Below are 18,786 nucleotides of genomic sequence, written 5' to 3' on the forward strand. Positions count from 1 at the left end.
TTCATTGTTTTCGTACTGGGAGCAAACTTTTGACTCTAATTAACCTGGAGCGGCGTGAAGCTGCTTTAAAACGTATTATTCTCGACGCTGGCAATACCGCACTCCGGCACTTTCGTGCTCGTCAACCGGGGAGTTCTCGCTTAAAGGCCATCAGGACTTCCTGACCGAAGCCGATACCCTGGTAGAACAACAGATCCGACAAGCCATTGCCGATGCGTTTCCTGAAGATGCCCTGCTGGGCGAGGAAACCGGCAGCAGCGCCAATGACGCATCCAGCCTGTGGGTGGTCGATCCTATTGACGGCACCGCCAATTTCGCGCGCGGCATCGAACACTTTTGCGTCGCTATCGCCTTCATTGCTCAAGGCGTCACTGAACTGGGAGCGATTTACAACCCGGCGACTCAGGAACTGTATATGGCGCGTCGCGGCCACTACGCGCAGAAAAACGGTCAGGCGTTGCATACCGCCAAAACAGATGACGTACGCAACGCCACATTCGAACTTGGTTGGTCTCCGCGGTCTACCCAGCGACGTTATCTGGATGTCATGGCGGCGATACTGCGTCAGGGAGCAAATGTACGTCGCGGGGCATCTGGTGCGCTGGCGCTGGCCTGGGTCGCCGAAGGCCGCACTGATGGTTACGCCGAATTACATATGAACGCCTGGGATTGTCTGGCGGGTTTATTGCTGGTACGGGAAGCTGGCGGCAGTACCGGATATTCCCCCATCAGCACCGCTGAGATATTCAACGGCCAGCCGGTTTTAGCCGCCACACCCGGTGTGGCACATGCATTGGCCCGCGCGACAGGGATCCCTGTCGCCACGACAGAGGCTCCTCCCGCCGAAGAGCCGGCCGACGACGAAACAAAAGCACCGCGCTACGCCCGACCCGCTATCAGCTTGATAGAATCCGACTTTCCCGGCTGGGGCATGGACATTTACATCGGGGGTTCCGCTGGAGCGACCGATCTGGCACTGCTGGAACAGCACAACATCAGAACCATCATCAACTGCGCGGTCAACCTCGATATCGACTGGGTTTCCTCTCCAGAACCGAATATGTCCTCCCACTTGATCAATCACGGTTCAGGCCCCATTCGCTACTACAAACTCGGCCTCGTCGACGGTTCAGGCAACGCGGCGACCATGCTGCATGCTGGCTATCACCTGATGCGTTCCGCTCTGCTACAGCAAATCCCCGACAAGCCGTCTTACCGTAACCGGGAGCCGGGCAATATTCTGGTCAACTGCCGCGGCGGTCGCAGTCGCTCTGTCGCACTCGTCGCCTTATTTATGCATCTGGAATGTCCGGAACGCTATCCGACGTTAGCATCGGCTATCGCCCATATCCGGGATAAACGCCAGTTGCATCCGGATGAGTGGCACGAAACACCGAAACCGATACTAATTTCTCTGGCGCAGCAAGCTATTGAGATGGAACAGGTATTAAAGGCCGCGGGTTTGGACATTGGGCAACCAGACGTTAAGTAACCAGTTGTTAAGAGGTAAAGAGATGTCTGCTTTGTCAGGTAAAAGTATGGCCAGTGCGGCGGAAGTAGCACGTCTGGCAGGGGTTTCTCGTTCGGCGGTTTCGCGCACGTTTACCTCCGGCAGCAGCGTATCAGCCGAAACACGCCGTAAAGTTCTGGCCGCCGCCGAAGCGCTTAACTACCACGTTAATCATCTGGCGCGCAGCTTGTCCAAAGAAGCCTGTCGTCCGGTATGCATTCTCGGGGGCAATCTCAGCGCCCCCTACCAGGCAAGTCTGCTCGATCAGATCACCCGCCGTCTACATCAGGCACAGCGTGCGGTCATGGTGATCAACACTGACGGCGGTGAAGAGAGTTCCGATGCCGCATTGCGCCAGACGCTCAATTATCGCGCCGCCGCCACCATCGTACTGTCAGGCACACCGCAGGCTTCACTGGTTGAAACTTGCCTGCAAAGCGGTCAGCAGGTGATTCTGATTAACCGCATGGGGCAATTCGCCGGTGCCGACAACATCGAAATCGATTACACCTCGACCATGACCGATGCTTATCACATGCTCTCACGAGCCGGTTGTCAGCACATCACGATGATTTCTTCTTCCGTCCGATCACCCAGTATGGTGATCCGGGAAACCAAGTTTCTCGAAGCCGCCAGTCATGCCGGAGGAGCGTGCCAGTTAGTCCGTTCGGGGCCGGCCAGTTATGACACCGGCGCGACTGCGGCACGGGAACTGCTGGCGGGTCGCCATCGTCCGGATGGAGTATTTTGCGTCACGGATCTGGTTGCCTGCGGCTTTATCGACGTGGCGCGCCACGAGTTTGGCTTGCGTATTCCCGAGGATATCTGCGTTATCGGTTTTGATAACATCGAACAGGCTGGCTGGGTCGGCTATCAGCTGACAACCTTTGCCCAACCTCTGACCGATATGGCGAACGCCATCATAGAGTTATTACTTTCCCCATCGTCTCCCGGCGTGCCGGGCAAGCGTCTGTTTCAGGCACCGCCGGTATGGCGCAAGACCGTACGGTCGTGTTGACTATCGATGCTTATTATGTATCCCGGTCGCCCTGCCCTCTGTACTTTAGCGATCGATATAGCGCAGGCCACTTCCACCATAACGCAACACTATTTTTCGCTATCTTGGCCCTTGATCACGGGAAGGCAACCTGCCGCTTCTTGCACCAGCCAGGTTTGAAAACGTGTGCGTTTTTCATCCTGCTCAAGCGGTCCTGGTGATAACAGATAGTAAGCCGAACCATCCCGTACAAACCCATACGGCGCGTGCAATTGTCCATTCTCAAGTTCGTCCTGCACCATCAGAAAGGAAGCCATCGCCATGCCCAGGCCTGAGACGGCAGCCTGAATGCACAGATAGAAGTGCTCATAGTCCATCCGAATACTGCCTTTGGTTGAAACCTTCGCCAAGCGTTGCCACGTCGACCAGGCTTTCGGCCGCGAGCCAGAATGCAGTAAGCGCACGTCCTCCAGAGTATCCATGCGGCCTCGCCTATCTCGGCTCACCGGCCCTACCCATTCGTCGCAAACCCTCACGGCATGAATTTCCTGATCCCAATGAAAATCGTCGCGCCGTAATGCGAGGTCCACCCCACTGCGTGAGAAGTCAATCGGACCGCCCGCCGCAACCAGATGAAGATTGATATCAGGATGAGCCTGGTGAAAAGCAGGTAACCGAGGGATCAACCACTTCATGGCAATCGTGGGCTCACAAGACAGTGTCAGCACCTCATCCGGTGCTGTTTGCTGTAGTCGGTACACCGCACCGTCGAGTTGCTCGAAGACCGACTGAGTGACCGCATGCAGAGAACGGCCAGCCGCGTTCAGAAAGATCGCCCGGTTGCGCCGCTCGAACAGTTCTATCCCCAAGGCCTCTTCCAGCAGTCGGACCTGCCGGCTGACAGCACCGTGTGTCACATGCAAAGACTCGGCAGCTTTGACGAAACTGCCGGTTTGGGCTGCCGCTTCAAAGAAGCGAAATGAAGCAAGAGAGGGGAGTTTCATATACACGATGAAATTTATCAGATTTGCTTCACGATAAATCGCTTTTTTGAATCGCGCAAGCATTCAATAATCGGACCATCTCGACAAGATAAATAACGTAAAAACATATAGCTAAGGAAACATTATGGAGAATATATTATCGCTGATGATGTTATCAAAGCAGTTAGTTATGTATCCAACTGCTCATAACGATGCCATCAATCTGTGCGAAATCGTCGTCAAATAGGATTTCGCAATTCTACCCGACCACCCTCGACAACCAGGAACAACAAGAGCCCATCCGTTCCCCCAATAAGGCAGCCATCACCAACGATGAAAGAACCCTACATGGCATACATAACACCCATGCTGGCGGACACCCCTACCCGGCAGGGTTATCGGGACGTTCTCTTTATTACTTTCAACAAGCGCTGAAAGCGCTGGCGGGCTGTCGACCTGCTTTGTTCACTGGAGTTTGATTGATGAATGAATTGATCGCCGTTGCCACCATCACCATTCTGGCCGTCATCAGCCCCGGCCCAGATTTCGCGATGGTTACCCGCAACAGCTATGCCTTCGGCTCGCGTACCGGACTGCTCTCAGCCCTGGGCATTGCCTGCGGTGTACAGGTCCATGTGATGTACACCGTGTTTGGTATTGCCGTGCTGATAGCTGGCTCCCCCGTCCTTTTCATGACCATGAAAATCCTGGGCACGTCGTACCTTATCTATCTGGGATATAAGTCGCTAACCAACAAGGCCGTACTGACACTTGAGGAGGCCGCTGGCACTGTTCCATCACCGTTTGCAGCCTTTCGTATGGGCTTTCTCACCAATGCGCTCAACCCAAAAACCATGCTTTTCGTGGTGGCCACCTATAGCCAGGTCGTCCAGCCAGGTAGCCCTTTGAGTCATAACTTCGCCTACGGCCTGTTTATGTCGGTAGCTCACTGGGTCTGGTTCAGCATCGTTGCGCTATTCTTTGCCGCACCCACCATGCGTCGGCGGCTACTCAAGCGGCAAGGTGTGGTCGACAAGAGCATCGGCATCGTGCTGATCGTGCTGGGTGCATCCCTGGCTTTCACCAAGGTCGTCACCTGAGCGAATGTCACACCTCAAGGCCACACAATATTACAAGATAGGATAGTTTTCAGGCTGACCCTCGGTGTTGATTTCAACTGATTAATATCAGATTGAGGTATACCATAACATCCAAAGCGGACCTATGGCCGGGTTTAAACGGCCATGTAAAAAGCGTCATTTAAACGGCATCCTATCCTGCTCACATCGACCTCCAGACAGAGGTCAACATCAACCGTAAAACCTCGTGCGGTAAGTTCCCTTGCGGATGATCATGAAGAGAGAAATGACTGACCATGTTCGCGAGAGTATTGATAAGCTGCTACAATTTACGGCTAGCGAATTAAAGAACAAGAAAGGCCACTGATTGAGTGCTGAAGAGGTAATCGATCCTGGCGAGCCCTATACCGATATGAAAAGGGCGCAGCGCCGAAGTTGAAACCGCCGGGATTTCTTTTCAATAGAAATAGCTGACAAAATTCCCTCCCTTTTAAATTGTCACCCCTGATTATTTACATGTTATTAATCAGAAGTATATTTATAAATAGAGTTGTAATGAAACGCTCAGATCCCGGTCGCAGAATATGTACCATAGGGCCATCAAACAGCGGTAAATCCACACTGGCTAATGCCATCTCGGAAAAATCAATCTAAAAGTCACACATTTTAACCCGCTTTTTAACTTCTCTGATTAAGATTGTAGAACAATACATTGCGATGAATAAATGGCCGACACACTGGTTAAACGTCGTATAGGAAATAGTGATACAAAATGTGGTTCTACACTATTTCTGCTTTTCAGATACTTTCACAGTGTATTCCTTAGGCCATTTTTCCCTATATATTCAATAGAGATCATAGCAAAAATTGTTTTTTCTTATGCCTGAAATGGCACACAACAAAATAAATACCTTTTCATTATTTGTAGCACATTTCTACATTTCACCTCCATAGTATAGAAACCGAACGGAATATATCCGTTTTGCAAAAAAAACAAATGCAAACACACAACTCGTCACAGCTGAATATTCAGCATGGGAAATAATAAAGAGGAAATACTTATGAAAATAAACAACAGGAAAATAATCATACTTTCAGCGCTTGCGCTTATGGGTTTGCAAGTTCCGTTGGTACAGGCAGCCATTGTGCCCAGCGGGGTCACACTAGCCAGTAAACAGGAACTGGTCCGCAGCAACGGCGCCGAACCTGCGACGCTGGATCCGCAGCTCGCCGAAAGTAACGAATCCTTCAATATCATTCTGGATTGTTTCAGCGGACTGGTCAGTATTGACGCAGCTGGCAAAATCCACCCGGATCTTGCTGCAAAATGGGAAAACCAGAATAACACGGTCTGGACATTTCATTTACGCCCTGGCATCGTCTGGTCCAATGGGAAACCCATCACGGCCCAGGATGTGGTGTTTAGTTGGCAGCGACTGGTGGATCCCAAAACCGCGTCGCCCTACGCTTCTTTTGCCTCGAATGCCCATATTGAAAACGCGCAGGCCATTGCCGATGGCAAAATGCCCGTCAGCCAGCTTGGTGTAAAAGCTCTGGATGACCATACCGTCCAGGTAACGCTTTCCCAACCCGTTTCTTATTTTCTCCAGTTCGTGGGCCATATATCGTTGTTCCCGGTCAACAAAGCTGTTGTCGAGAAATTCGGCGACAAATGGACGCAGCCAGGCAATATCGTCACCAGCGGTGCGTATACCCCTGTTCAGTGGGTGGTAAACGAAAAAGTTGTGGCCCAGCGCAATCCTAAATACTGGGATAATAAAGCAACCGTAATCAACAAAGTCACTTACCTGCCCATCGCAGACCAGGCGGCCATGGTTAACCGCTACCGGGCTGGCGAAATCGATATTACCGATACTATTCCAACAATTCAGTACCGGCAGCTCAAAGCCGAACTCGGCGGACAGATTCATAATACTGATTTGCTCGGCATCTATTATTACAAGTTCAATACGGCTAAAGCCCCGTTCAACGATGTTCGTGTCCGCCAGGCGCTTAATCTTGCCCTGAATAAAAGCATTATCGCTGATAAAGTAGTGGGACAAGGGCAAAAACCGGCTGACACACTGATGCCATTAAAAATTGGTGGAATGACGTTCACCCCACCGGCATATGCCGCCTGGTCTCAGAGTAAACGTAACGCTGAGGCGAAAAAATTACTGGCTGAGGCCGGTTTCACCCCGGCACATCCCCTGAAACTGAATCTGCTTTATAACACCTCTCAGGATCATCAACGTATTGCTATTGCGGCGACATCCATGTGGAAAAAGAATCTGGGGGCCGATGTCACTATGAAAAATCAGGAATGGAAAACCATGCTTGAAACCATGCGTCAGGGGAATTTCGATCTGGTGCGTTATACCTGGCTTGCCGACTACAACGAACCCTCTACATTCTTTAATACCTTCCGCACCGGGGATACGCAGAACACCACTAAGTACAGTAATCGTCATTTTGATGCCGCCATTCAGACAGCCAGTGAAACGACCGATGCCGGAAAAATCAAGCAAGAATACCAAACAGCCAGCGACATTCTGAGCAAGGATGTTCCCGCCATTCCGGTCTATTACTATGTCCAGAACCAGTTGGTGAAACCCTTTATCGGTGGATTTGTTGTTTCGCCTCTCGGATTTTATCTGACTCGCAATATCTATATTAAACAACATTGATTGTCAGGGCGGTGTTTAACCGCCCTTTTGTCCACCATCCATCGATGGGGCATAGCACACACCCAAAGCACAAATGCTCGGATGAGAGGGAATCTAGCCAAGCTAACACGTTATATCCAAAAGGTTATCAATAAGTTCATCGAATCTGATTGATTGGCAATCCAACAAGATTTATAGTTTCCGAATGGAAACTATAAATCTTGAAAACTCACTATCTCTTCTGCAATGTGAACTGGTCGCCCGTCGCCACCGTTTCACGCCAGAAGCGGTAACATGGGCACAATATGATGTACTGGAAGTCCTGCGCGTCGACGGTGCTTTGCGACCGTCGATCATTAGCGAGCGCTTAGGTGTTTCCCGCACCCAACTGTCAAAGGCACTGCGCGTGCTCAAAGATCTCGAATTAATCGAGCAATCGTCCGACGATACCGACCGCCGTGCGCAGGAAACCAGACTTAGCGCCAAGGGCAAAGCCTTCATGGAAAGAGCAGCGCTCCAACGATGCGATGCGGCGCGGCTGGTAGCGTTGGTCATGACGGCGGGAGAACAAGCGATGTTCGCCGAACTCTGCTGCAAAGCCGTTAAGGGATTGCAGGCAGAGGCATCTGAAAATGCCTGATTTGCCGATGCGAATTATCCGCGCTCGAACGAACAATCTGAAGAATGTAACCCTCGAGATCCCAAAGCATAAGATTGTCGTTTTCACAGGGGTTTCCGGCTGTGGGAAATCGTCGCTTCTGTTCGATACCATAGCCGCTGAGTCGCAACACCAATTGGCCGAAACTTATTCGACCTTCGTTCGCAACCGGCTAAAGCCTCAGGGACACCCGGAAGCGGACCGTCTCGAAAATCTACCGGCATCGATTGTCGTTGATCAGCGTCGGCTAGGTGGCAACGCTCGCTCCACAGTCGGAACCGTGACGGAGATTTACGCTCTCCTGCGTCTGCTTTTCTCGCGCATTGGCAAGCCTCATATCGGAGAATCCAGCCTCTTCTCATTCAATAATCCCAATGGTATGTGTCCGGAGTGTCAGGGATTAGGAACGATCAGGATGATCGACGAGAAAGCGCTGTTCGACCGGGAGCGTTCACTTAACGAAGGAGCTATCCGTTTCCCAGGATTCGAGCCGTCTTCATGGCGTTGGAAACGCTACGCTTTGTCAGGCTTCTTCGATACAGCAAAGCCTCTTGGTACGTATAGCGAGATAGAGTGGCGACGTCTGACCATTGAGGAAGGTACGCCCGTAACTCACCCCAAGCCAGGCTGGCCGAAAAGCACGGTCTATGAAGGTGTTTTGCCTCGGCTGCGCCGCTCATTTCTGGAACGCGAAGAGGCGGATCTTAGCACCGTTGAACTGGAAGCACTGGCACGTGTGACGACAAGCGGGCCATGTCCGGTTTGCGGAGGCGGCCGTCTCAATCCTCAAGTGCTTTCCTGCCAGATCGCTGGCCACAACATTGCGGAATGTGCTGAGATGGAGGCAAGCGAACTGCTCGATTTTGTTCGTGGAATAAAAGAGAAGGAGATGCTCCCAGTCGTATCATCCATGGTAGAAAAACTCGAAAGCATGATCGATATAGGGCTCGACTATCTCAGTTTGAATCGGGGAACATCCGGTCTGTCCGGCGGCGAATCCCAACGGATCAAGATGATCCGTCATCTTGGCAGCAGTCTTGCGGATATTGCCTATGTATTCGATGAGCCGAGTGTTGGTCTGCACGCCCGCGATGTTCGCCATCTCGGTGAGTTGCTTATCCGCTTGAGGGACAAGGGGAACAGCATTCTTCTGGTCGAACACGACCCCGATATCATCGCCATCGCCGATCATGTAATCGACATGGGGCCTCAGGCAGGACAAAGCGGTGGAGAGGTTGTCTATCAGGGATCGGTGGCGAACCTGAAATTAGCTGATACGGAGACAGGTCGAGCCTTTCGCAAGCTGCGGCACTTCAGCAAAAAGCCTCGCACTCCGTCCGGGTGGATCAGCATCCATAATCAATCGATGTTCAATGTACATAACGTGTCCGTCGAAATCCCGCTTGGGGTAATGACGGTGGTCGCGGGTGTTGCGGGGTCCGGAAAATCGACACTTGTTAACCGGATATTGCCCCGGCTTCGTTCTGATGTCGTCGTTATTGATCAGACTGAGCTTCGCGGCTCTTTTCGTTCAACACCAGCCAGTTACCTTGGTATTCTCGACGACATTCGTCACTATTTCGCGCGGCGGAGCGGCAAGCATGTTGGACTGTTCAGCACGAATTCTGCCGGAGCCTGCCCTCTCTGCAAAGGACGCGGTGTCATCCGTACCGATCTCGCATTCCTCGATGCGGTTGAGGCGGTTTGCGAAGTCTGTGACGGTTCCGGTTATAGCGCGGAAGCGCGCTCAGCCCGAGTTGTGGGCCACTCCATAGCCGAGATAATGAACATGTGCGCACCAGAAGTACGACATCTGTTCGAGGGCGAAACTACAATCTCAGATGCACTTGCGCGCATGGAGCAGGTAGGGCTCGGCTATGTGCAGATCGGCCAGCGGCTTTCTACCTTGTCAGGTGGCGAAAGACAGAGATTGAAACTGGCGGCAGAACTCGGCCGAACCGGAGGAATATATCTGTTCGATGAACCTACATCCGGTCTTCACATGGCAGACGTGGAACGCCTGATACAGTTGTTCGGTTCGCTAGCGGATCAAGGAGTGACCCTCATCGTTGTCGAACACAATCTCGATATAATTGCCGCTGCTGACCATGTGATTGAGATGGGTCCCGGTGCAGGAAAGCATGGGGGAAAGATCGTCTATCAAGGAAGTCCCTTCGGAATGGTAAAGGACAATCAGTCAGTAACTGGAGCGTTTCTGTCAGAGTATTTGTCAGATAGCATCGCTACTCATCAGGGCTAAATATTGGCAGGACTACAATATAATATAACCAACTTGTTCGCACCTTCCCTGGCACAAATCCAGTGACCACCTCACTTCCCTCTGTGCAACCATCGCGACGGTCATGTTGTAAGGGGGTAGCAATTTTGCCAATACGCTGGCCTTTCGTTCAGGGGAAATTCGTTTCATCTGTCACTCCATCGCCCTCTGGATCCATTTTTAGAAGGGGGTGACAACTATCCTTGTATGTAATAACAATGTGGTGGTTAGCTACCAGCACATGAGGCGGAGTGAGTCAGTAACTATCCTTAAGGCTACGACCTTCGGTGTCAGCTAAAACCCTCCGCTTCACCTTTCACGCCAGCATTAACATTGAACGGTTGCCAAGAGCGATGACTCTGCATGTACAAGGGTAATAGGCGTGATGGTTCTGTGAAAGGAGAAACGGCTATGTTTCAGTTAGGTGTTGACGTCAGCAAGAAAACCCTGGATTTGTGTCTGCTGTGTGATGGCGTAAAAGGCAAGGTGAAAACGCGCAAGCTTAAAAACGATTTTAATGCGGTCATTGCTGTAATTAGTTGGCTCTGCAAACAGAACGTCGGGTTGAAAAATGTTCATATCATTATGGAAGCCACGGGCGTTTATCACGAATCATTAGCATATGGCCTTCACAAGGCCGGTGCGATGATATCGCTTGCCAATCCATACCGCAGTAGAGAATTTGCCCGTGGTATGGGGATCCTGACGAAAAATGACAGGGTTGATGCTTATATGCTTGCCTGTTACGGCGCGCTTAAAGCACCTGAAGCGTGGAGCCCGCCGCCGGACAACATCCTCCATCTCAGTGCGCTTTTGCATCGTCGCGATGCTCTTGTCGCAGACAGTATCCGCGAAAAAAACAGGCTGGAAAATGCAAGGGCAACTGATACCCCCGCTGTTATTACTGCATCTATAGAAAACATGCTCCGAAGTTTAGGTGCAGAACTGAAGCACCTGGACGCTCTCATACAAAGTCATCTCGATCAGGATCCTGAATTAAAAAAGAATTTTGACCTGCTGACATCAATAAAATCCGTAGGTTTTCTGTTGGGTCTGAATATGCTGGTTATCCTGGGTAGCCATCACTTCGAAACAGCGCAACAGGTCGCTGCCTTTCTCGGTGTAGTGCCTGTTGAAAAGAACTCAGGTACTTCAGTCAGAGGACGGGGACGGTTGTCAAAAATCGGGCCGCCGGAGATCCGTGCAAAACTCTATCTGGCTTCGTTGTGCGGCATGAGATTTAACCCGGCGATGAAGGCAATGTATGAGCGATTATGCCAGCGTGGTAAGGCAAAAATGTGTGCCATTGGTGCCCTGATGCGAAAACTTGTTCACTGGTGCTATGGTGTACTGAAAACACAAAAACCGTTCGATGCAGAATACCGCTTTTCTGATGAGCACGATGCATGCAAAGTGACATGATGCGATGGTTCCATGTGGCACTGGATTCATTAACGTAAATCAGTGGTAGCCGATTAGATAGGTGCCTACGATAAATCAAAAGATAGCGCAGGCAGTTTGCTGACGGTCCCTCAGTGCACAGGGTGCGATTCACCAAAAGTTGAATCTATTTTTTCTTGACTTAACACGGTAGCTGACACTGAGGGTGGCAGGCGGCTTAGCTTGTTTGCTAGCTAACCACCTGCTGAGGGTCGTTTTCAGCCCTTGGTGAGCGACCGCTTTGCTTTGAAAGCCTTCGCTCGTAGGCTCTGCTCAGGGTAAGAGCAACTCCTCCTGAAGCGCCTCGACTGGAATTGCGTAGTGGTTACACATTCCCTTTTCGATGAGACGCACGATGGCAGCCTTGATTGCTGAAGTAATCTCGAAAGGATGTGCGTATCGACCCTTGCGGCGTTCTATCATGAAGTCAAGCCCGAGGTCATCCTTTCGGACAATAACGTCAAGCTGCATAAAGCGCATGTACGCACCATTCGCTTTTGTGGCGAGTACTACCGTATTCGGATCAAATGGAGGTTTTGAGCCATAGCTCGCCTCAGTAAGGAAGTCTCGATAAGGCCATACCTTGGGATCGACAGGTTTGCTTGTATTTCCAGCGAAATGCTCGGTTACACCATCTTGGTCGTACATGATTCGGGCTGCCTCAACCTTTCTTGTCAGGGTATGGGTCTCATCCCAGACAAACAACGGGATCGTGAGGAAACCCTGCTTTGCCCATTCATCAAAGGTGGGCACTTTGCGAGTTCGGCTTCTGGACTGTGATCCTTGCTGAGCTATTTGTAAGGCTGCTTGATTGCGGTTGTGCTGCTTGCGGTGACGCTCAAGGGCGTCATCAAAGCCGAAAGATCCCCCATCCATTACTTCACTCTCCCTTTTTAGGATTTTCAGTTGTTGCTGATATTCCTCAAAAAGATGACCGTCCTGGATCACCACACAAGTGTCTCGCCCCATCCCAATGCCTTGGTTAGTGAAGTTTGCACTTCCGATGACCACGATATCAGGCGAGACGAGATAGAGCTTCCAGTGGATGCTAGTGTTGCCCCAAAAATCCACCCAAAGCCGCCGGCGGAGCAGCGTTCGAGCGTCGTCAATAAATGTCGGAGAGGTAAACGCGTTGATCGTACCCACAATCACTTCGACATCATTCTCAGCGGCGATAGATTTCAGGAGTCTAACGGTGCCGGAGGCAAATGCGGAGACGATTGTGATGCTTCGTCCGCATTGTTTAAGTAAGAATTTCTCAAGATCATTTTCGGTATGAAGCCGTTCCATTTTCTTCCCTAATACTGTGCTCAGCGCCGTATTATCCTGCTCGGCAAAAATTGAAAATCCGTCCCGCCAAAACCTGCACCTTTTAGCGTTTTTCTTTGGGTACCCATATGACAGCGATGCGTAGCCTAGTATTCGGTCTAAGTGTCGTGCCATTGTAGTCCCTCCTGAATTTAGTCTTACCGCACAATGGAGTTCTCTGGTTAAAATACAACCAACGGAGGCTCATCATGAAGAAAGCGCGTTTCACTGAAACTCAGATCCTACGTGTTCTGAAAGAGGTTGAAGGTGGTCGGCATGTGAAGGATGTGTGCCGAGAAAACGGTGTGTCGGAAGCCAGCTATTACAATTGGAAAGCCAAATATGGTGGCATGGAATCCTCTGATATCAAACGAATGAAAGAGCTGGAAGAGGAAAATCGCCGGTTAAAGCAAATGTACGCATCCCTTAGTTTAGATCATGAAATTCTTAAGGATGTTGTATCAAAAAAACTTTAACGGTGCCTGAGAAGCGTGAGCTGGTGCGTTACGTCATGACGGAACATCAGGCCAGCGAACGACGCGGGTGCCGGATTATCGGTATTAGTCGAAGCCTGTTGCATTATTGCCCGAACACGGCGCGGGATCTGCCCGTGGTCGAGGCATTACAAAAACTTGCACATCAGCATCCGGCCTATGGTTTTGGCCTTATGTTCAATAAGTTACGTCAAGCAGGATTATCGTGGAATGCAAAACGGGTTTACCGGATCTACCGATTATTAAAACTGAACCTTCGGTGTAAAGGAAAAAAACGCTTACCTAACAGGCATCCACAGCCGTTGGTTATTCCGCATAAAATGAACCACTGTTGGTCAGTTGATTTTATGAGTGATGCCTTGATCGACGGGCGGCGATTCAGGTTATTTAACGTCGTCGATGATTTTAATCGGGAAGCGCTGGCAATCGAGGTTGATTTGAATATACCAGCTCATCGCGTTGTACGCATCCTGGAGCGGTTAAGTGCTGAAAGAGGCTATCCGGCATTTATACGCAGCGATAACGGGCCAGAACTTACAGCCGCTGCTTTAGCTGAATGGGCAGAGTTGCACGGCGTGATACTCGATTTTATTCAGCCAGGCAGGCCAATGCAGAACGGATTTATTGAGCGATTTAACAAAACGCTACGAACAGAAATACTCGATATGTATCTGTTCAGAACACTGTCAGAAGTCCGTGTGCTAACAGAAGACTGGCGCGCAGAATATAACGAAGAACGTCCGCATAGCTCACTGGGTGATATGCCACCCGTTATCTATGCGAGGCAAAAACTGGCCGGAGATCCTCATTGGCGGTGGTACTAAAAACCGGAGGGACTACACCATGACGGCTGTAGCAACAAAAGTCGCCAGAGTGGCGCATGCAATTGTAAAGCAGAATATTGATTACAAAGGGTATTATGAAATAAGCCATGGGACGTGATTCAACGGGCCGTAAGGCGCATCGCGACCATTAGATAATGCTCAACGCCCATGGTTTCCCAAAATGCTGTGTTAAGTCCTGTCGGGCCATTCGGACCCTTGTATGTCATGGTAAGCATATTTATAAGCCGAAAGGAGATGAGCGATATCGGATACAAAATGACCCATCGTCTTTGTATTAGATGGCAGGATCCTTGCGTGCAAAAACTGTTGATTCAAACGGTAGTCCGTTATCGACTCTGATTTGCTCAGGCAGTCCTCGTTCTTCTTTCAGCCGCTCAAGTACACGGATAACTCTGTCTGCAGGCAATGAGGTATCGACTTCAATCGCCAGACATTCACGGGTTCCTTCGTCAATAATATTCAGCGTTCTGAATCGCTTACCGCAATAAAGTGCATCATGCATAAAGTCCAGTGCCCACTGAATATCCGGCTGATTCACAACAGATAACGGCTTATTTTCACGTTTTGACAACGTTTTTTTAATTCTGCGTTTAAGGTTCAGGCCTAACCGACAATAGACGCGATATACACGTTTATGATTGAAGATAACTCCCTTAAATCTGAGACGGTAATAGCATTTCCAGAAACCCGCCTGAGGAGAGTTAGCCAAAACGGTCTGAATGGCATCAATCACCGCCTTACCTTTTTCCCGCCAGTCAGTGCTACGTCGATAAAAAGATGCCCGGGATAATGAGGTCAGTTTACAGGCTGTAATAACCGACAGCCCTGAGGCCGTTAACAGTTCGGCACAGGATTTTTTCTCGGTTATTACCAACCCTTTTTTGCGAAAAGCTCCTTCATGGCATGATTTTCCAGGCTGACTTCAGCAAATAGCTTTTTTAATCGGGCATTTTCATCTTCAAGTTCTTTTAATCTTTTAACATCATTGGCTTCCATACCACCGTACGTAGATTTCCAATTGTAATAAGTTGCATTACTCATTCCGTTCTGACGGCAGATTTCTTCAACTTTAAGACCAGAATCAGTCAGTTTTAGGATGTTAACGATCTGGGTTTCAGTAAAACGTGCTTTTTTCATGCGGACCTCTGCAAATGTTAAAGCAGAAAATCTAATTATAGATGTCTCATTTTAGGGGGAGTGGACAATAATGAAAATGAAGCAACTTTTTACTTTACTAGCATTATAAACGGACTTTCTAGGGTGACCGACTGCATTGCAGAGGTTCTAAGTATTAGTAAGTCAGGGAAATATCTGATTATGGAAAAATTATGTACACAGTTAGATCCCGCCCTAAAATCAGGCGCTCAGGTGCCAGTTGAGATAGACGATCCGCATGCAAGAAACTATGATATGACGTCTGACAAACAAACCATTAAGTGTATTGACTATGGTACTTGGGATACAACGAAAGAAATTTCTGGAATGCTAAAACCCGTACCATTTCAATCAGAGGAGAGCACTTCTGAAATGAGAAAAAACATAGACGACTTAAATAATATTTTGGATTAGATTGCAATCTACCCAGTAAATTATTCCCATTTCTGTTATTGCGATTTAAAAGGTTGGCATGAGTGAAGTTCGGACCCTCAAATTTAATAAAAACACAGGGAATCTACTTGATGATATATAAGAAAGATGAACTATATATGATTGGAATATGCGGGCGTGCTACTTTGAGTAAATGAGTATAATCATGAAAACCAAATCTGAAACATTTAACAATAAGGCCCAGTAAACTGGGCCGGAAAAGAACATTATTTAATGTGTTTAAAATAATTACAACGACTTCTGCTTTCAAATGGTTAAATGACATACGGCCTTTCGGCTTCACGATCAAACAAATTTTTAAAAAAATCAAAGTTGATATTTCTATCAATTCCAACCTTAATCGAGGAAGTGTTCTTGTAATAGAAGTCAAAATGATATCTTGGATGAACTCGACCATTTTCATTCGCTTCATCATCATCGAATCTAAAATACCCATGATCTTCAGTTATCAAAGTCGTGAATATATCACAATAATTTACAGCCTCCCTGAAGTCAGCATTATAATTCACCATGATATTTTCTAAAATATCCTCATGCGAATATCCATAATCACGGCAAGCTTCAACACAACTTCTCATTATAGAAATAAAAAGAGAAGTTACTGGCATGTTACATTCATCATAATTGAAACTAATATTTCCCCCATAGTCGATTATTTGAAACGGCAGAAACATAGTATAATAGCCAAATTCTTTTTTAATTAAAATGCGAGTAGTATTACCTGTAAATATTGCAAACTGCGAATCAGCTTCGTTTTCTATGCGGCAATGTCCGCAACTGCTGACTGTCTCTATAAAAGTCAGCACATTAAGAAAATTGTCATACGAATCTCTTACCGGCACAAAGCCAGCAAGATGATAATTAGGTATATTAGCGAATAAATAAACACTCATAGTTTTTTATTCCTAATATATTCAGCCTCAATTATTGATAGTAAATATTCTTCTGAATAATCATCTATTCCTTCTAACATTGAAGATACCGTGCTGATAATTTTAGCAACCAATCGAGGCGTGGCTTTCCGTGACTCGCAGTAACGTTTAACAGATTTCTCAATAGAAATCCCCTCAGCTAGAATAAACAGATCTTTCTGTTTTTCAATTTCTTCAGCTGTTGGTATTCTGACGTTTAATTCGTTATCTGATATCAACTTTTCTAAACCTGTTGATACAGCATTAAATACTTTTGAATCTGTATCATTGCTAAGTAATAAATGGCTTTCTAAAAATGACCTAGCCATCATTGTGTAAAGAGCATTTCTGAAACCAGGATAACATTGTAATTGTTTTGCAAAACAAATAACGAAAGGAAATTCCAATCCTTTAGCATTATTAATATTCGATATAAATAGCTTGTCAGTTAGTCTGTTTTTTGTCTCAAAAGATACGTTGGAGTCCCAGCCGTATTGTTTTTTTATTTTAAATCTTAGTGTTGATATCTCATCGTAAATATAATTAGCCTTATCTATAAAAATAACAGCAATGTCGCCTTGCTCGGTTGTAGGATATCTATCTCTGATGCTTTGAATCATTGAAATAATTTCATCAGAGATGTCAGTGTCACCTTCTAATAAATGCATTGAAGTACTTGGGTAGTTATTTGGAATATCTTCAAATCGTCGTAAGGGATCACGTGTCAGATGTGCTCTTCCATCATTATCATTATAATTATAACCACAGGCATCCCATTCCTCGGGCTTCAACCATCTCAACACAGGTTTTTCAAACAATCCCATACCTAATGCATGGGAGAACATTAAATTTTTAGGATCAGTTCTATAGCACTTTTTTAACACCATATTGGCTGTACTGACGCCATCATCAATCGGCCTGAATATATTCTGAAACACATCACCTGCGATAAAGACCTTTTTGGCGGTTACCATTTCACATAATTGTAAAAAACTAGCAGGGAAATCCTGACTTTCATCTATGAAGACATAATCAAATGCTTTATCACTCACATCTTGTTTCGATAAAAATTCAACTGCTTTTTGACTGTGATAATCTAAAGATCCTGAGCCATAAGTACCAAATGGTATGTTGTAAAAATGACAAATATACCGATACATTCCTGAGTATGGATCCTTTCCACTCCCCCAAGACTGGAAACAGAAAAGTTTCGTATTCCACTCAATTTGCCGTTCAACCCTCATGAAATCGAAAAATTCAGGAATTCTGCTTTTCATGGTGGATGCTAGAATTTTGTTAAAACAAGTAAATGCTATTCTTGATTCTGAATCATTTGCAAAAATCTCTTTGACTTTATGTAGTAATAACTCAGTTTTCCCTGAACCAGCTAAACCTTGGATTACGTATTTTTTCTCAGCACCTGTTTTAAATACAAAACTAGTTTGATCTGTATCGAAGAGAATTATTTTAGATTTGACACTATCAAGTAGGTTATCTGTTTCTAACTTTATCTTAGACACATCATTAATGCTACCAACAATTAATGATGTAATAAGATCAACACGTCTCGCTAGCACTTTATCAACTAGGTATGAAGATAAATCTAAATTTTCAGGTTCAACTATCTGGAAATATTTTTCCCAGTCTCTTTTTCTTCCTATTTTTTCCCTATACTTGAATTTTTCGGCTAGGAATGACACATCCTCCAAAAAATCATCAAGGTAATAATTAAATTTATCTTCATCATGCCCTGCGTTTATTAAACATGGTTTCATTCCACTGGAGAAAATAGCTAAGGCATCATTGTATTCATATGATGCATCTTCTTTTGATAAAGGCTTGCACAAAACATAAGTCTGCTTTTTATACCTTTCAGCAAAATCATCGATTAGTTCTTTTATATTTACTCGTTCTGCTAAAGCTAATCCGTCATGTGTATAGAAACAATAGTCAGACATTTCACTACCTCAATTATTTCTTCGATTATATTAAATAAGCACAAAAATGAT

14 protein-coding genes and 1 pseudogene are annotated in these 18,786 nt (G+C 47.3%); 9 read left to right on the plus strand and 6 right to left on the minus strand.

Features of this window, described 5'->3' with window-relative positions:
- Positions 1–193 precede the first annotated feature (193 nt).
- Positions 194–1,492: an inositol monophosphatase family protein gene (locus PCO85_16060; GenBank protein ID WJV56109.1), complete on the plus strand. Its 1,299-nt coding sequence runs from the start codon at positions 194–196 to the stop codon at positions 1,490–1,492.
- Between the two features lie 22 nt (positions 1,493–1,514).
- A complete protein-coding gene (locus tag PCO85_16065; protein WJV52728.1) occupies positions 1,515–2,528 on the plus strand; it encodes a substrate-binding domain-containing protein in 1,014 nt (337 codons plus the stop codon).
- A gap of 89 nt (positions 2,529–2,617) precedes the next feature.
- Here the strand turns inward: PCO85_16065 and PCO85_16070 are convergent, their stop codons facing one another.
- A complete protein-coding gene (locus PCO85_16070; GenBank protein WJV56110.1) occupies positions 2,618–3,511 on the minus strand; it encodes a LysR substrate-binding domain-containing protein in 894 nt (297 codons plus the stop codon).
- A 461-nt stretch (positions 3,512–3,972) separates the two neighbouring features.
- Here PCO85_16070 and PCO85_16075 point away from each other — a divergent pair, with 461 nt between their 5' ends.
- From PCO85_16075 to PCO85_16090, 4 genes are all read left to right on the plus strand, one after another.
- Positions 3,973–4,590, plus strand: a complete 618-nt coding sequence (locus tag PCO85_16075) for a LysE family translocator (GenBank protein ID WJV52729.1) — start codon at positions 3,973–3,975, stop codon at positions 4,588–4,590.
- A gap of 1,040 nt (positions 4,591–5,630) precedes the next feature.
- Positions 5,631–7,256, plus strand: a complete 1,626-nt coding sequence (locus PCO85_16080; protein WJV52730.1) for an ABC transporter substrate-binding protein — start codon at positions 5,631–5,633, stop codon at positions 7,254–7,256.
- A 184-nt stretch (positions 7,257–7,440) separates the two neighbouring features.
- A complete protein-coding gene (locus tag PCO85_16085) occupies positions 7,441–7,875 on the plus strand; it encodes a MarR family transcriptional regulator (GenBank protein ID WJV52731.1) in 435 nt (144 codons plus the stop codon).
- Entirely contained in the window at positions 7,868–10,153 is a 2,286-nt protein-coding gene (locus PCO85_16090) for an excinuclease ABC subunit UvrA (protein ID WJV52732.1), read from the plus strand. Before PCO85_16085 ends, PCO85_16090 begins: the two co-directional genes overlap by 8 nt.
- A 12-nt stretch (positions 10,154–10,165) precedes the next feature.
- On the opposite strand, the gene PCO85_16095 is transcribed toward PCO85_16090, so the two are convergent.
- On the minus strand, positions 10,166–10,321 hold the full coding sequence (locus PCO85_16095; GenBank protein ID WJV52733.1) for a hypothetical protein: 156 nt from the start codon (positions 10,319–10,321) through the stop codon (positions 10,166–10,168).
- A gap of 261 nt (positions 10,322–10,582) precedes the next feature.
- Between PCO85_16095 and PCO85_16100 the strand changes: the two genes are divergently transcribed.
- Complete coding sequence (locus PCO85_16100) at positions 10,583–11,593, plus strand: IS110 family transposase (GenBank protein ID WJV56111.1); 1,011 nt, start codon at positions 10,583–10,585, stop codon at positions 11,591–11,593.
- 291 nt (positions 11,594–11,884) lie between these two features.
- Here PCO85_16100 and PCO85_16105 read toward each other — a convergent pair whose 3' ends face one another.
- Positions 11,885–13,054, minus strand: a complete 1,170-nt coding sequence (locus PCO85_16105; GenBank protein WJV52734.1) for a phospholipase D family protein — start codon at positions 13,052–13,054, stop codon at positions 11,885–11,887.
- 74 nt (positions 13,055–13,128) lie between these two features.
- Here PCO85_16105 and PCO85_16110 point away from each other — a divergent pair.
- A protein-coding gene (locus PCO85_16110) for an IS3 family transposase (GenBank protein ID WJV52735.1) occupies positions 13,129–14,237 on the plus strand; the annotation gives its coding sequence in 2 pieces (ribosomal slippage) (positions 13,129–13,381 and positions 13,381–14,237; 1,110 coding nt in all).
- A gap of 343 nt (positions 14,238–14,580) precedes the next feature.
- On the opposite strand, the pseudogene PCO85_16115 reads toward PCO85_16110, so the two are convergent.
- Positions 14,581–15,395: pseudogene (locus tag PCO85_16115) on the minus strand (IS3 family transposase).
- A 60-nt stretch (positions 15,396–15,455) separates the two neighbouring features.
- On the opposite strand from PCO85_16115, the gene PCO85_16120 reads away from it, so the two are divergent.
- The gene (locus tag PCO85_16120) at positions 15,456–15,827 is read left to right on the plus strand and encodes a hypothetical protein (GenBank protein ID WJV52736.1); all 372 of its coding nucleotides are present in this window, start codon (positions 15,456–15,458) and stop codon (positions 15,825–15,827) included.
- A 293-nt stretch (positions 15,828–16,120) separates the two neighbouring features.
- Here PCO85_16120 and PCO85_16125 read toward each other — a convergent pair whose 3' ends face one another.
- Together PCO85_16125 and PCO85_16130 are read right to left on the minus strand one after the other, a co-directional pair.
- On the minus strand, positions 16,121–16,759 hold the full coding sequence (locus PCO85_16125; GenBank protein WJV52737.1) for a hypothetical protein: 639 nt from the start codon (positions 16,757–16,759) through the stop codon (positions 16,121–16,123).
- On the minus strand, positions 16,756–18,735 hold the full coding sequence (locus PCO85_16130; protein WJV52738.1) for an AAA family ATPase: 1,980 nt from the start codon (positions 18,733–18,735) through the stop codon (positions 16,756–16,758). Before PCO85_16130 ends, PCO85_16125 begins: the two co-directional genes overlap by 4 nt.
- Positions 18,736–18,786: the final 51 nt, after the last annotated feature.

Origin of the sequence: Prodigiosinella aquatilis (assembly GCA_030388725.1) — a bacterium.
Taxonomy (GTDB): domain Bacteria; phylum Pseudomonadota; class Gammaproteobacteria; order Enterobacterales; family Enterobacteriaceae; genus Prodigiosinella; species Prodigiosinella aquatilis.

Excerpts from the sequence above, each read along its gene's own strand:
- PCO85_16065 (WJV52728.1), top strand. The coding sequence starts at position 1,515 with ATGTCTGCTTTGTCAGGTAAAAGTATGGCCAGTGCGGCGGAAGTAGCA.
- PCO85_16070 (WJV56110.1), bottom strand. The coding sequence starts at position 3,511 with ATGAAACTCCCCTCTCTTGCTTCATTTCGCTTCTTTGAAGCGGCAGCC.
- PCO85_16075 (WJV52729.1), top strand. The coding sequence starts at position 3,973 with ATGAATGAATTGATCGCCGTTGCCACCATCACCATTCTGGCCGTCATC.
- PCO85_16080 (WJV52730.1), top strand. The coding sequence starts at position 5,631 with ATGAAAATAAACAACAGGAAAATAATCATACTTTCAGCGCTTGCGCTT.
- PCO85_16085 (WJV52731.1), top strand. The coding sequence starts at position 7,441 with ATGGAAACTATAAATCTTGAAAACTCACTATCTCTTCTGCAATGTGAA.
- PCO85_16090 (WJV52732.1), top strand. The coding sequence starts at position 7,868 with ATGCCTGATTTGCCGATGCGAATTATCCGCGCTCGAACGAACAATCTG.
- PCO85_16095 (WJV52733.1), bottom strand. The coding sequence starts at position 10,321 with ATGAAACGAATTTCCCCTGAACGAAAGGCCAGCGTATTGGCAAAATTG.
- PCO85_16100 (WJV56111.1), top strand. The coding sequence starts at position 10,583 with ATGTTTCAGTTAGGTGTTGACGTCAGCAAGAAAACCCTGGATTTGTGT.
- PCO85_16105 (WJV52734.1), bottom strand. The coding sequence starts at position 13,054 with ATGGCACGACACTTAGACCGAATACTAGGCTACGCATCGCTGTCATAT.
- PCO85_16125 (WJV52737.1), bottom strand. The coding sequence starts at position 16,759 with ATGAGTGTTTATTTATTCGCTAATATACCTAATTATCATCTTGCTGGC.
- PCO85_16130 (WJV52738.1), bottom strand. The coding sequence starts at position 18,735 with ATGTCTGACTATTGTTTCTATACACATGACGGATTAGCTTTAGCAGAA.